This window comes from Cohnella sp. LGH (genome assembly GCF_017671885.1).
GTDB lineage: Bacteria > Bacillota > Bacilli > Paenibacillales > Paenibacillaceae > Cohnella > Cohnella phaseoli.
In genome coordinates, this window is sequence record NZ_CP072117.1 from 4,638,625 (window position 1) to 4,652,697 (window position 14,073).

The 14,073-nt window shown below is 56.7% G+C and carries 13 protein-coding genes; 4 read left to right on the top strand and 9 right to left on the bottom strand.

Annotation, left to right across the window (positions count from 1 at the left end; translation table 11 throughout):
• The first annotated feature begins 100 nt into the window (after positions 1-100).
• A complete protein-coding gene (locus J4772_RS19945; protein WP_116062249.1) occupies positions 101-1,402 on the top strand; it encodes an aminotransferase class I/II-fold pyridoxal phosphate-dependent enzyme in 1,302 nt (433 codons plus the stop codon).
• Between the two features lie 102 nt (positions 1,403-1,504).
• Here J4772_RS19945 and J4772_RS19950 read toward each other — a convergent pair whose 3' ends face one another.
• The 5 genes from J4772_RS19950 to J4772_RS19970 all read right to left on the bottom strand — a co-directional run bounded on the left by J4772_RS19950 (position 1,505) and on the right by J4772_RS19970 (position 7,342).
• The gene (locus J4772_RS19950) at positions 1,505-2,794 is read right to left on the bottom strand and encodes an ABC transporter permease (protein WP_209071107.1); all 1,290 of its coding nucleotides are present in this window, start codon (positions 2,792-2,794) and stop codon (positions 1,505-1,507) included.
• Positions 2,787-3,533 carry an ABC transporter ATP-binding protein gene (locus tag J4772_RS19955; RefSeq protein ID WP_209077301.1) on the bottom strand — a complete coding sequence of 249 codons (747 nt, stop codon included), beginning with the start codon at positions 3,531-3,533 and terminating at the stop codon, positions 2,787-2,789. Before J4772_RS19955 ends, J4772_RS19950 begins: the two co-directional genes overlap by 8 nt.
• Positions 3,534-3,663: 130 nt before the next feature.
• Positions 3,664-4,806, bottom strand: coding sequence for a Ger(x)C family spore germination protein (locus tag J4772_RS19960; protein ID WP_209071109.1), 1,143 nt, complete (start codon positions 4,804-4,806; stop codon positions 3,664-3,666).
• The gene (locus J4772_RS19965) at positions 4,803-6,242 is read right to left on the bottom strand and encodes a spore germination protein (protein ID WP_209071111.1); all 1,440 of its coding nucleotides are present in this window, start codon (positions 6,240-6,242) and stop codon (positions 4,803-4,805) included. Before J4772_RS19965 ends, J4772_RS19960 begins: the two co-directional genes overlap by 4 nt.
• Positions 6,239-7,342 carry a GerAB/ArcD/ProY family transporter gene (locus tag J4772_RS19970; protein ID WP_209071112.1) on the bottom strand — a complete coding sequence of 368 codons (1,104 nt, stop codon included), beginning with the start codon at positions 7,340-7,342 and terminating at the stop codon, positions 6,239-6,241. The genes J4772_RS19965 and J4772_RS19970 overlap by 4 nt, the downstream gene beginning before the upstream one ends.
• A 105-nt stretch (positions 7,343-7,447) precedes the next feature.
• On the opposite strand from J4772_RS19970, the gene J4772_RS19975 reads away from it, so the two are divergent.
• Entirely contained in the window at positions 7,448-7,660 is a 213-nt protein-coding gene (locus tag J4772_RS19975) for a hypothetical protein (protein WP_209071114.1), read from the top strand.
• Positions 7,661-7,832: 172 nt separating this feature from the next.
• Here the strand turns inward: J4772_RS19975 and J4772_RS19980 are convergent, their stop codons facing one another.
• Positions 7,833-9,032, bottom strand: coding sequence for an S-layer homology domain-containing protein (locus tag J4772_RS19980; protein ID WP_247740786.1), 1,200 nt, complete (start codon positions 9,030-9,032; stop codon positions 7,833-7,835).
• 212 nt (positions 9,033-9,244) lie between these two features.
• On the opposite strand from J4772_RS19980, the gene pdaA reads away from it, so the two are divergent.
• The gene (gene pdaA, locus J4772_RS19985; RefSeq protein ID WP_209071116.1) at positions 9,245-10,030 is read left to right on the top strand and encodes a delta-lactam-biosynthetic de-N-acetylase; all 786 of its coding nucleotides are present in this window, start codon (positions 9,245-9,247) and stop codon (positions 10,028-10,030) included.
• Between the two features lie 74 nt (positions 10,031-10,104).
• Here the strand turns inward: pdaA and J4772_RS19990 are convergent, their stop codons facing one another.
• From J4772_RS19990 to J4772_RS20000, 3 genes are all read right to left on the bottom strand, one after another.
• Positions 10,105-11,655, bottom strand: coding sequence for a DEAD/DEAH box helicase (locus tag J4772_RS19990; protein WP_209071118.1), 1,551 nt, complete (start codon positions 11,653-11,655; stop codon positions 10,105-10,107).
• Between the two features lie 27 nt (positions 11,656-11,682).
• The gene (locus tag J4772_RS19995; RefSeq protein WP_209077305.1) at positions 11,683-12,459 is read right to left on the bottom strand and encodes an SDR family NAD(P)-dependent oxidoreductase; all 777 of its coding nucleotides are present in this window, start codon (positions 12,457-12,459) and stop codon (positions 11,683-11,685) included.
• An 88-nt stretch (positions 12,460-12,547) separates the two neighbouring features.
• Positions 12,548-13,006 carry a chemotaxis protein CheX gene (locus tag J4772_RS20000; RefSeq protein WP_116062241.1) on the bottom strand — a complete coding sequence of 153 codons (459 nt, stop codon included), beginning with the start codon at positions 13,004-13,006 and terminating at the stop codon, positions 12,548-12,550.
• Between the two features lie 111 nt (positions 13,007-13,117).
• Here J4772_RS20000 and J4772_RS20005 point away from each other — a divergent pair, with 111 nt between their 5' ends.
• On the top strand, positions 13,118-14,071 hold the full coding sequence (locus J4772_RS20005) for a zinc dependent phospholipase C family protein (RefSeq protein WP_247740787.1): 954 nt from the start codon (positions 13,118-13,120) through the stop codon (positions 14,069-14,071).
• Positions 14,072-14,073: the final 2 nt, after the last annotated feature.

Consider the following 14,073-nt stretch of genomic DNA (forward strand, 5'->3'; position numbering starts at 1 on the left):
AATCGGTATCCTTTTTTTACAAGAAAACGCTCTCATACCATGACGCTAATCGACCAATGGTGTATAATATCACCTAATGACGATTGGAAGGATGAAAGTGATGAATCCCCTTGCCCAGCAATTGAACGAGACGCTTGCCCGCGACAATCCGCACGTTGCCGAAATGCTATCCGATCTTGGCAAGAAGATGTACCTGCCTAAGCTCGGCATTCTGAGCCAATCCGCCGAAGCGAAGCAGAAAGCGGGTGCCTACAACGCCACGATCGGCATCGCCACCGAGAACGGCAAGCCGATGCATTTGGAGGTTATACAGGAAACGCTGACCGCCTACGATCCGAAGGATCTTTACGAATATGCCCCTCCAGGAGGCAAGCCGGAGCTGCGTACGATCTGGCGCGAGAAAATGCTGGCCGAGAACCCGTCCGTCGCCGGCAAGGCGATCAGTCTTCCGGTAGTCACGAACGCGCTGACGCATGGCCTCAGCATCGTTGGAGACTTGTTCGCCGACGAAGGCGACGCGGTTATTGTCCCGGACAAAAATTGGGAAAACTACGAGCTGACCTACCACGTTCGCCGCGGCGCGGATATGGTGTACTATCCGTTGTACGATGCGGACAACCGCTTCAATTCCGCGGGGCTTCGCGACGCTCTGCTTTCCCGCAAGGACAAGGGCAAAGCCATCGTGCTGCTTAACTTCCCAATCAACCCGACCGGATACACGCCGGGAGCCGAGGAAGGACGCGCCATCGTCGACGCCGTTCGCGAAGCCGCGGAAGCCGGCATCAACGTCGTGGCCGTCACCGACGACGCCTACTTCGGCCTGTTCTTCGAGGATTCCTTGCAGGAATCGCTGTTCGGACAGCTTTGCGGTCTGCATGAGCGCGTTCTCGCCATTAAAGTCGACGGCGCGACCAAAGAAGAGTACGTCTGGGGCTTCCGGGTAGGCTTTATCACCTACGGCGGACTGAGCGAAGCGAGCCTGTCTGCGCTTGAGCAAAAGACGATCGGCAACATCCGCTCCACGATTTCCAGCGGGCCTCATCCGTCGCAAACGTTTATCTTGCGCGCGCTTAAGTCCGATCGCTTCCAAGCCCAGAAGGAAGAGAAGTTCGTTATTATGAAAGGACGTGCCAACAAAGTTAAAGCTCTGCTCGACAGCGGCAAGTACGGCGACGTCTGGACGTATTACCCGTTCAACTCCGGCTACTTCATGTGTCTTAACCTGACTGTAGACGCGGAAACCGTACGTCAGCGACTGCTGAGCGATTACGGCGTGGGCACGATCGCCCTGGGCGAAACCGATCTGCGCGTCGCCTTCTCCTGCATCGAGGAGAACGACCTGGAAGACCTGTTCGACCGAATCTATCAAGCCGTGCTGGATGTCAAAGCAGGAAAAGCTTAATTTTATAACTGCAAGCAAAAAAGAGGCTTCTCGTTGCCGGCTGGCAGGCCGGACGAGAAGCCTTTTTCTATTTCGAAATCATATTCCGCCCAAGCCCGCCTCTCACAAATCGTCCTCGTCCGTAAATCTTGCGATTTTGCGCGGCATCCACCATCCGCACCAGAGCAGTCCGAATCCGGCTGCGGCCAGCCAGTAGTCGAATCGAAAAACCTCCGCATCTCCCGGATTGGCTCCCAGGCCTGCCGTCGCCGGCACGGCCGCTCCGATCAGAGCGACCGCCGCCAAGCCCGCCCCGCGCGCGACCGCCGCCGCTGCGACAAGCTTGCCTTGCGGAGCGATCGGCAGCGTATCCGCCGTTTCCACGAAGCGAACCCGCTTCAACTCGCTGAGCTGCAGCCCGCACACGACGACGGATGCGCCGAAGACAAGCGCATCGACTAGTGCGCTTCCCGATACGGCGACGACCAAGCACGTCACGATGATCCATCTCCACAGGGCCCCGAACGTCTCCCCGCGCAAAAACACTTTAACGTACAAATAATGCCAGGCCTTGCGTCTGCTCCACGGAATAAGCTCGCCAACCCAGGCGATCCAGCGCCTGTACGTCGGCTTCGCGGTTTCGGTCGGCACGTCCACGAACCAGCTCAGGAAGCCCATCCATCTGCGCCTGGCAGCCGCTTCTTCTTCAATCAGCCTGTCCCACGGCAGCGCATGCTGTGCGGGCAGCCTCCACAGCAGCGCCAAAACCGCGACAGCGACTGCCGCAAACGGAATCGCCACCGCCAGCGGCTTCAGCAGAAGCGCCGTTACGGCGACCGCAGTCAGCATTATTCGAACGGCTTTCAGCCCGATACGCCACGTTCGCGCCGCGGCTCTTCGTTCGCGCCAGCCCCCATAGACGTTAATCCCAGTCAGCGCAGCAAACAGCAAAGCTAGAACGATCGGCGGATGCACATCGGCAAGAGCCGCAGTCTGAGGCGAACGAATATAGATCGGCGCGAACAGCGCAAATACGGCAAGCGTCCGCAATAAGCCCGCAATAACCGCTTTGCGCAGCGCTACGGCGACGTACTGCTCCAGCAGGCGGTTTTCCATCGCCAGCAGAAATACCGAGTCGGCGGGTCGAAAGTACGTGCGGAGCGGAGCGCGAAGGGCCGAAAGCGAGAGAACGACGGCGCCGACCCACTTCGCCGGCCAATCGGCGGGTACCGCCTTGATCAAATCCATGTACCCGATCAGCAAGGTAAAAAAGATCGCCGATGCAAACAAGCCGAAGCCGCTCTGGAGCACATAGCGGAAATACGGCACGATCTCCTTTCGGAAGGCGGCGGTGCGCTCTCTCCGCAGGGAGTGCAAGAAGGCGCGCTGTTCGTCATGCGCGATTCTACTCACCCTTGCGGCCCCCTTCCGCAGCTTCCACCAACGCCTCGAACGCATCGTCCAGCGTCGCTTCCGTTCCGGTGCAGCCGGCTGCCGCCTTCACTTCCTTCGGCGTGCCCTCGGCAATCAGACGGCCCTTGTGGAGCACGACGAGCCGATTCGCCTTGCGCTCCAGCGCAGGCAAAATATGCGAGCTAAGCAGAATCGCCGTCCCTTCATCGCGCGCTTCGTCCAGTGCGGCCACCAATCCGCGAATCGCCAGGGGATCGAGTCCGAGAAACGGCTCGTCAATAATGAGCAGAGCCGGGCGAACGAGCAAGGCGTTCATCAGCATGACCTTCTGCTTCATCCCTTTGGAGAGCGTGTCGGGCAAAGCTTTCATCGCATCGGTCATCCGGAACGTCGTCGCCAATTCTTCCGCCCGTTTCTCCGCCGCCTCCCGATTCAGACCGTAAGCAAGCGCCGTCCAATGCAAGTGCTCCTTCACCGTCAAATTAGGAAACAGCGACGGCTGCTCAGGCACGTATGCGATGGAAGAGCGATACAGTTCCCGATTCTCCTCCAGCGTCGCTCCGGCGACGCGAACTTCCCCGCTATGCGCAACCATCAGCCCCAAAATATGTTTGATCGCCGTGCTCTTCCCGGCCCCGTTCAACCCGATCAAGCCCAACAGCTCGCCGCTATGCAGCGTCATCGACACGCCGTGAAGCACCGGACGCCTCCGGCTGTAACCTCCCGTTAGCTCCTTCATTGCAAGCGCGGGCGCGCTCGTTCTCTCCTGCCCGGATACCACCAATCCCCAGCCTCCCCGATAAGCGGCACAAATCGCCTTGTTCACCTTATTATAACGGGCGGGAGACCCGCTTTACAAAAAAGCGGCTTCAAATCGTAAAGTTGGTATGGTCGATTCTGGTGTTAACCTCAACCGTGAACCGGCAAGTCGGGTAAATTTCTCTCCATTCGTCTTTGATCCGCTTCCACTGCTGCGGTTGCTTCCGATGAATCCGCTCGCCGATGCCCAGCAAATCTGTCGCGTGCTGCTGAGAAAATGCGATAAACCCATTGATTTGGTCCTCGATTTCCGAATTCAACTGTTTCTCCCACTCGGCGATCAATTCGGGAGTTACCGTCTGATCCTCGCAAGGCTGTCCGACCAGATTCAAATCCGTGTCGACTTCGATCCGAACGCTCGGCGTTCCGGTCTTATCGAGCGACGCTGCAACCCGGCTGCTGCTTCTCGTGTTCTCGAATGCGATCGTGTTCCCGGGTTTCCCGTCGCAAGCCAGCTTTTCGATCGTACTCCTCATGCGATTGGACGCCCTGAGATAGCCCTTGCTTATCCGGGCCGGCATGAAGCCTGCCAGTTGTTCGCCCCGGAACGCGAAAAAACCGGCGGCTTTAATTAGACGGTCGGCGCCTCCGTCCTTGCTCTTCAGCACCCGGACCGCCGGTATGCAAATCTCTTGGTAGCCGTTGATTCTATCCTTGTAAATGTCCAGCAGAGATATCTGGGAAGTCAGCCCTGTGATTTCCCCTCCTTCTGCCAATCCCCTTAAAGCCTGAGCGCTGATCGAAGCGTTCGGCATCTCTACTTCCAATACCCTCGAAGCCTGTCCGTCGATCATGTAGACGAGCGTTGTGTTGCGAAATTGCCGGAAACGGCGAAGCGTCTCAATCTGTTTGTCAAAGCTTTGCAGCGCGATGTCTTTGCTGATCACAATTGCCGTTGTTTGTCCCCATAGCAGCGTGCGGTCCGATTTGGCTCGCATCAGCCTGGCGGCTTCAAAAATATTGCTTCCTTCACCAGTCAACATAAACGTCTTGTTCTGCATCCCTTTTGGCTGTTGTTGTCCGGACTCCAGCCTTGCAATTTCTGCGGACAGCTTCACGCCTCCGTTCTTTCCTGCGTCTAAGGCAACGGAATGAACGATATAGAGTTCATTCAATTCCAGACTGCCATCGCAGCCCGAACACACCAATGCACAAACGGCTAACACCCACGCGATCCGCCCTGCCGCTCTCATTTGTCTCCGCCTCTGAATCGATAAGGGTTAAGCGCCCGAAACAAAGTCGGACGCTTCGAGTCCCAAGGAATCGGACGCCGCACGATAACATCCGTCAATTCCTGCGCATTCAGGGGCGCTGCAGGTCCCAAGTACGGAATCCCGAATGAGCGCAAGGAAGCCAAATAAACCAGCAAACCGATGATCCCGGCCACAAGCCCGACATAGCCGAGAAGTGAAGCGAGGAAGGTCATCCCGAATTGCAGGAGACGGATGGCGTAATTCATAGCGTTCGGAGGCAACGTGAATGTGCAAATGCCTGTCAGCGCCGCAACGATGACCATGATCGGCGACACGATCCCGGCTTCCACCGCGGCTTGCCCGAGAATGAGCGCACCGACGATGCTGACCGCCTGCCCGATTTGCTTCGGCATGCGAATGCCCGCTTCGCGCATGATTTCGAAAGCGAACATCATCGCGAAGCTTTCCACGACGGCCGGGAACGGTACCGGCTCCTTCGCGGCGGCAATGCTCTGAAGAAGCGCGGTCGGCACGAGCTCGTGATGGTAAGTAACCGTTGCCACGTAGAAGCCCGGCAGCAGCAACCCGATCAAACCGCAAAAAATCCGGAGCATGCGGAGAAGGGAACCGATATAGAAATTCCAAAAGTAGTCCTCCCCCACCTGAAAGGCCTGCAAAAAAACGAAGGGCAGCAAAATGACGAACGGAGTGCCCTGAACGATGATCGCGATTCGCCCGTCCATCAGCGCGCCGACGACGCGGTCCGGCCGTTCGGTCGATTCCACCATCGGAAACATCGTTCCCCGGTGATCGGCGATCCACTCCTCGATCGCATTGCTTCCCACTATGAAGTCGGCGGTAATTTCGTCGATTCTGCGATGAACCTCTTTCAGAATGGACGGGTTCGTGATGCCGCCAACCGACAAAACCGCCAGCGGGGTCGGGCTCAGACTTCCAATTTTGCGGCTCTCGATTTTAAGCTGGGGAGAAGGACAGTAGTAACGCACCAGCGCCAGGTTATTGGTAAGGGACTCTGTAAAACCGCTTCTCGGTCCTTTGACTGTCGATTCACTCGACGGCTCTTCTACGCTTCTAAGCTGAACGCCCAATAGATCGATGGCTGCGGCGCCCGGCGGATCCGCGAACAGCAGCAGCGCTTGTCCGGCCGCAAGACTTTCCGCCCCTTGCTGAATCGATTTTCGCCACCCGTGGTCGCCGAACGCAAAGTCTTCGCTTCCGAACTCTCTGGCATGGGCCAGCAAATATTCCAGCCTGCGATCATCGGTCAAGCCCTGCAAATAAGCGATCTTGATCGGCTTTCCCGAAGCAAGCTCCCGGTCGACGAAGATCAAATCGTCGGTATGCTGCATGTATTCCCTTATCCGTCTAACATTCTCAGCCAAATCCTTCGAGAATTCCGTTTGTCTGTCTTTCATGCGCCCACCTTCTTTTTGCCGCCGTCTCCTCTTAGCCATGCGGCCAGTAGAAGGAATCCCGGAACGGCATACTGGAACAGACAGAAATACCAGGCTTGCTGATCGTAAAATCTGCCTAGCTCAATGAGTCCCCATACTTTGAACTTGGCGCAAACATAAATTCCTGCGGCAACCGGAATAAGAAACAAACGAGGCTTCTTCAGATTAAGCAGATCGGTCAGTCCCTGCTGCGCCGACCATAAATAAACGGTTATCTTGATAAAGCAGCTCATCACCCATACGGCGACGAGGGCCGCGTCGAACCGCTCGATATGCCGAAATAGACGGATGTTCTGAATCAGGCTGATGCTTGGGTAAGTGAAAGATTCGGACGCCTTCGCTCCAAACAGCAACGTACAAGACAACACCGACATCATAAGCAGAATCGTCGTAACCACCACGGCCCCGACGGCGTATGCTGCCGTTTTTTTCGTTCGGCGCACGTGATTCAGCATCATCGAGATGAACATGAGATCGCCGATCCAAGAGGAGACGGGGATAATGCCGGAAAGCGGCTCAAGCCAACCGTTCTCAAGAATGGGAAGCAAATATTCCGGATGATATTGCGAGATCAACACGGCGTATATGCCCAGAAAAGTAAGCACGATGACAAAAAGCACGATTTCCGACACGCGACTGAAGGCTTCGAGACCTCGATAGACCGCGTAAGCCCCCATGATGACGCCCGTGGCCAAATACCAGGACTGGGGGACGACCGGGCTTAGCGCCACGATGAAAAACTGGGCAAACTCTCGAACTATCCACGCGGTAACGTCGATAAAGTAAAATATGACCGCGAAAGCAAGCAGGCCCCCGATCCAAGGTCCTAGCACATGCTTGCAGATGCGGATCAAGTTTTTGTCCGGATACATCCGGTTCAAAGTCATTAAAATAAACAGATTCAACAGGCCGGCCAGGCCGCCCGCAAGCACCAAAAACCACGAATTCCGTTCGGCGTAACGGACTAATGTGGCAGGAGCGTACAAGCTGGACGTCCCGATGGTCGATATGACGATAAGGGACATCAATTGAAAATTGCTGATCACTTCCCGGCGTTCCATATCGTACCATCCTTTCGACGCCGTTTCAGTATGCGCAAGGGGTCCCCTTTTTACTCGGTATAGGGAGGCTTATCGCGAGGAATGGTAGAATCGGAGGTGTCTCGGATGAAAGCTTACGGACTGGCTTATTCGGCGTCAGGCGTCTGGCTCGTTCTTGTATGCGTCTGGTTGTCGGATTACCATTGGTATAAGGCGCTCTCCGTCGGAACGTGGGGATTTCTCACCGTCGAAGCGATGACTATGCTGCCCGTCCTTCTGTCGCTGTTCTTGGCGGAGCTGAGCGCGAGAGCTTCCCGGAAGAGTACGCGAAGCGGATAATGAGAGCTAAGCAAAAAAAAAGAGGCGGTCCCATAAGCAGAGTTGCTTGCGATCATCGATAGACAAAGAGAGGGAGGTACATACCTTCTTGAACCTTTATCATCGATTATCTTTCAGAGCAACTTGGTTGGCTTGTGGGACAGCCTTTTGTTCGAAACATCGCTATGACGGGTTAAGATTGAATTTCGATCGTTTGCACGAGGCTGTTCGTCCCGCGAACGACGACGTTCACGTTCGAGGTCAGACCGCCGCCGCTGATCGAGACGTTCGCGTCGACGTTGTAAATAATCACATGAGTGACGCCGTTTAGCGTTTTATTCAGGGAGACTGTAGTCAGCTTGCCGTCCGGATTCAGCGTGAAGGAGGTCAGGATGCCGCTGTCGACGAACTGCGTGTTCGCATCGGCTGTTTGGGTCACCTCGATAAACACCGCTTTGCCCTCATACGTGCGAACGAGCGCCTCGTCTCCGGATTTTATTGTGGAGAGCGAAGCTTTGACATTGTCGCGGAAAATAAACACGTTGGCGTCTACCGGTACCGTTACTGCCGTTCCGTCCGACTTTCTCACGGTCAAGGCATTATTGGCGACGGTCTCGACTTTGCCGACGATCGCTTGCGCTCTGCCTTCTTCGGGAAGCTGCTGATCGACGCGGTCCAGCAGCGACGCCAGCTCCGCGCGGGTAACGGGGCGGTTGGGCTGGAACGTGTTGTCGTTGTAGCCTTTGATCAGATTTTTCTCCAGCGCCACCGCGATATATCCGACTGAGCCCGCGGGAATTTCCTTAGCGTCCCGGAACGGCAGCACTGTATCCATCTTGGTTTTCGCTTCGGCTTCCAGCTTCATCGCTTTGACGAGCAGAACGGAGGCCCAGAGCCGGGATGCCGGCTTGTCCGGCTGAATCTTAGTGTCCGTCTCGGAGAACAAGTCGTTCTCCAGCGCCACGGCGACGTAGCCGACCGCCCAACCGTATTTTTTCTGCAGCTGGTCGAAATCCTTGAAATTCAGGTTGGCGTTCTTATTCTCCGGCTTTTCGGCCTCTTCCTTGAGGCCCAGGAGACGAACCGCAGCGACAAGCGCCTCAATCCGGCTGATGTTGTTGCGAGGCTTGAAGCTGCCGTCCTCATAGCCGTTGAATACGCCTTGGGCGGCCAATCGAATGATCGGCTCGTAAGCCCACTTCCACTCTTTCCCGTTCAAATCTTTATAATCCAGATGAATGCCGCTTTTACCGCCGCGTTTCCCTTCGTTTCCGTGTTTCGAGCCATGGTCGGATTTCGCCGAAGCCATTGTTGCCGCCGCGCTGCCCGCAAGCAGCGTCAAAGCGATCGTAGCCGCTGCCGTCTTTTTAAGAACCGGTTGCATCTGTTTCATCCTGAAGTCTCTCCTCTGCTGCAATCGTATTCACGGGATAGCTCCCGCTTTAATAGCATCCAAGGAAAAGCCCCTCTCTGGCAAGGCCCAAAGTCGGAAATAAGGCTCAGGTAGGAAATCTCGGGACGACTTCGGCAACCCGCTGTGAATAATTCCGCTTCTTTCGCACCATGGTATTAAGAACCATGTCCGTAAGGAGAGTGCCGACATTCATGCGCAACCGATTGATCCCCATGTTGGCGGGCATTGCCGCCGCCTGCCTGATTTTTGCCGCAACCGCGGCGGCCAATTCCCAGTCTCCCTTCCATTTCGGATTCAAGAAAAGCAAGCAGGGAAGCTTGCCGTCCATCGCCGAAGAAGGCTTCATGAACGTTCTGCAAAGGCAGCAAGCCATCTTTCTCGGCAACACGAACAGCAAAGAGCTGTATCTGACCTTCGACAATGGTTACGAGAACGGCTTTACGCCGCGGATTCTCGACATTTTGCGGGATAAGCAGGTTCCGGCCGCCTTTTTCGTAACCGGACATTTCGTGAAGGACCAGGCGGAGCTGGTGCAAAGAATGGCCAAGGAAGGTCATCTGATCGGCAACCATTCCTGGAGCCACCCGGACTTGAGCCAAGTCGGAGCGGAGCGAATTCGCGGAGAAATGGACAAGGTGAGGCAAGCGGTCGCCGAGCTTACCGGAGGGCAAGAGATGAAGTTTATGCGCCCGCCCCGGGGCATTTTCAGCGATCGGATGCTCTCCGTCTGCCGCGAGCTGGGCTACACCGGCGTCTTCTGGTCGGTCGCGTACAAAGATTGGGACGTCAACAGCCAGCGAGGGGGCCAATACGCCTACGACAGCGTCATGGGCCAGTTGCACCCGGGAGCCGTCATTTTGCTCCACTCCGTCTCCCGCGACAATGTCGAAGCGCTCGGACGCATCATTGACGCGGCGCGCTCGCAGGGGTACGAATTCAAAAGCTTAAACGAGCTGCAAATGAAAACGTACCGCTAAACGATGCGGAATTGAAAATAAGCCGTCTCCCGTCCCGATCCCAAGATCGCATGACAGGAGACGGCTTATTCGATTTAATCTGACTTGGGCGGAGAACCGGCTTCGCGTTTCGCCTTTAACCACTTCGGAGCGCCCTTGTTCTTCTGCTCTCTCGCGCGCTCCGATTTCGATTTGCCCGGCTTGGGCTTAGCAGCCGGAGATGGCGCTGCTTGAGCTGTCGACTGAGGCTTGCTCGCTACCGGCGACTTGCTGTTTGACTTGCCAACGGATTTCTCGGCCATCTTGCCTGCAGACTTTCCGCCAGCTCCCGCTGTCTGAGGCCGCTCGCGTCTCGCTTCGCCGCTAGGCGTTCCCTTGCTTTCGGCCTGCTTGCGAGTCTCCAGCGAAGCCAGATAATCCGCCTTCGACTTCCATAACGGGCGGTCGCCCCTCTCGTCGGCAGCGGGCGATCTGCGACCGGCTCCCGGACCTTTGCGCTTCATGCCTTCCTCGTACGGTACGACCCGTCCTTCGTAGAGCATCTGCGGCTCGAAAACGATACTAAGCTGCTTTTCCAATTTATCGAGAATAAAACGCTCTTCCGGAGCGATCAGCGTAATGGAGGTTCCGTCGCGTCCCATTCTCGCTGTGCGGCCCGACCGGTGTACGTAATGATCCGCATCCAGCGCCGGCTCCAATTGAATGACGAGCGGCAGCCCCGGAAGGTCCAATCCTCTGGCGGCAACATCCGTCGCGATCAGCAGCTTCGTGCGGCCCTTGCGGAAGCGCTGCATCACCTCGCCGCGCTCCTGCCCTCTCGTGTCTCCGTATAGAGCCTCGACCGACAGCCCTTCGTAGCGCAGCTTGGCGATCAGCTCGCCGATTTTGTCGGTATCGTTCACGAACAGCAGCGCGGAGCTCGGCTTTAGATGACGGACAAGCTTCTGCACGAGATCGATTTTGTCGCGCCGATCGCCAAGGAAATACCAGTGCTTAAGCGTCGAGGACAGCCCGTTCTCATTTTCCTGCTCCGTCACGTCGGTTACCCACGGATTGCTCTGCCACTTCGCCTCCGCTTCGCGCATCGCCTGCGAGCGGGTCGCCGATACGAAGACGGTCTGGCGCTCACGGGAGCACATTTTCAGCAAATTCTCGACGTCGTTTTTGCCGCCGAGGGAGAAAATCCGGTCCGTCTCGTCCACGACGACAAAGCCAATCCTATGCAGCGACAGCTTGCGCGTACTCGCCACCTCGCGCACGCGTCCCGGCGTGCCGACGATCAGCGCGGGCTTGCTCTTCATCCGTTCGAGCTGCCGTGCCAACGAAGCGCCTCCGATCAGCGCCGCAGCTTTAACGCCGAGCGACTGCCCGTAAGCCTCCGCCTCGCGCATAATTTGCATCGCCAGCTCCTGCGTCGGCGCGAGAATAAGCGCCTGTACCTCCTTGCTAGAGCCGTCGATCCGCTGCAGCATAGGCAGCAAGTACGCCAGCGTTTTGCCCGTTCCCGTCGGCGAGATGAGAATGCCGTCTCTTCCGCTTAACAGCTCCGGCAAAGCCTGCCGCTGCACTTCCGAAGGCTGCGTAATTCCGGAGGCCGCCAGCTTGTCGACCAGCGTCTCGTTTAATCCCAATGTAACAAAATCCATAATGCCAACCCCATTTCTCGTGAAAACCTATTTCCGGTTTAATAATTTCCCGAACAGCGCGTTGCCGAGCCGCGGAAACAACAGCATAAATTTCGTCCCGGCCGATGCCGCCCATGGCATGTCCAACTCCGGCCTGCGCTTCTCGATAACCGATACGATCGCCCTTGCAACCTTGTCCGGCGACAGGATGAACCCGCCCAGGTTCCGCAAATATTGGCCGTCCGGATCGGCGCGATCAAAGAACGGCGTATCGATCGGCCCCGGATTAACCGCCGAGACGGCGATGCCAGAGCCTTGCAGTTCACGGCGCAAAGCGTTCGTAAAGCCCAGCACAGCATGCTTGGTTGCGGCATAAGCGGTCGACTTTGCGGTTGCCATCTTCCCGGCCATCGAAGCGACATTAACGATGTGACCCTGTCCTGCACGCATCATATCGGGCAGAACCGCATGGGCGCAGCGAACCGAGCCCATATAATTGACGTCCAGCATGTCCTGAAAATGAGCGATCGAAGCATCGGCGAAACGAATGAACTCTCCGTAACCCGCATTGTTCAGAAGCACGTCGATTTTTCCGTAACGCTCGACGACCCGCGCCACCGTCTCCCGAACCTGCTCGTCCGAACGGACATCCATCGCGTACACTGCGTGCTCGCCGGAGATGGATGCGGCCAATCGCTCCATTTTGTCCACGGACCGCGCCGTCAGAATCGGAATCGCGCCCCGCTCCGCCAGCAGAACGGCAACTTTCGCTCCGATGCCGCTAGACGCCCCGGTAATCAGCACGACTTTGCCGCGCAGCTCCACTCTCATCATAACCCCTCCCCGCCAAATTACACATCCGGCCGAATGGTCCCATGAAAAAAGCCCCTGACGGGGCGTTCGTTCCTATCTATTACGCAATGAGAACCTGAATTTCCATCTCGCCGATTCCATCCATAATAAGAGGTACCGCCAGCGCTCTGCTGGCTCCGGTCGCCGATGCGAAATGAGACTCCATAATTTTCGGAGGAGTAATGTCAACGTGAACGCCTTGATTATAAAGCATCGTGCTGGCGTTGCCGCTGATCATGTTGCCCAGCTCGGAAATCGCGCTCTTGCTCATATCGTCAATCTCGGTAATCGCGTATCCGCCCATCATGGCAGATACGATTCTCAACGCGACCGATTCGCTCAACCCGAATACGATATCGCCGGTTAGATGACCTGTCAGTCCAATTTGAATCCATACATGGTTTTCCGCGAATTTGATGTCTCGAATCGACAGTTGCCCCGTGCTGGGACGAATCTGCACCATTTGTTCGATGACCATACGCGCGGATTCCAAAAACGGGTTGATGTACTCAGCCTTCATGCCTGAACGCGCCCCTTGTCTGTTTGGATTGAACCGCTAGCCGTAATCACTTTCCCCTATTATACTTAAATCCTAGGTACAAGTACACTGATTTTTGCCAAGGGAGGCAGAATGATGCCGAATGTATGGGCTCATATTTTATTCGGCAGAGAGGTTTTAGCCCTCGTTCAGGCCGAAAGACCTATGGAGATTCCCGAATGGAAAACCGCCTTCCAGCTTGGCTGCCAGGGGCCGGACTTTTTATTTTACGACCGTTATTTGCCGTGGCAGAGCGGGGACACAGACTTGAACAGGCTAGGTTCGTTGATGCACTCTCAAAGCTGCGGCCCCTTCCTGCTGTCGCTGCTGGAAGAAGCAAAAGGCCGCTCTCCGGACGATCCGGCAATCGCCTACAGCGTCGGGTTTCTGCTGCATCACCTGTTGGATCGCCATCTTCATCCGTTCGTATTCAGCCGTTCCGGCTTTAAAAAATGGCATCATCAACGCTATGAAACGGCGATGGATTCTGCGATTATGTTGCGGCGCGCCGACATTCATACTGGCCAAACTCCGGTTTCGCCGGAGATCGACACGAACGGACGCCTGCCCGGCGATTTCGTCTCCGGCTTCCTCCGCGCCGCTCGGCTCCATTATCCGGTTCCGGCGGAACGCATTACGCCCGAACAGCTCGATTACGCCGTCCGGCAGATGCAGCAGGCGCAGCGGCTGTTCTACGATCCGAGCGGCTGGAAAGGCCGACTCGTCTTCGGCATGCTGCAGCCGTTCTCCCCGCCGCGCCGGACTCCGGATTGGGACGTGCTGAACGAGTCGCGCCAAAGATGGATCGATCCGACCGATCGCACGACGGTTCACAGCTCCAGCGCGCTGGAGCTGTGGGATCAGGCGCTGAAGGACGCGCAGAAGACGATGACTGCGGCGCTGCGCTGGCTGGAGACAAGGACGGCAGATGAGGAAGCGGAGCCGCTGCGAGCGCGATTCGGCGAGCTGCTCGGCAACGTCTCCTACGAAACCGGTCGGCCATGCGGAAGCGCGGACATCGTCTACGCCGACTCGGTCATTCCTTAATA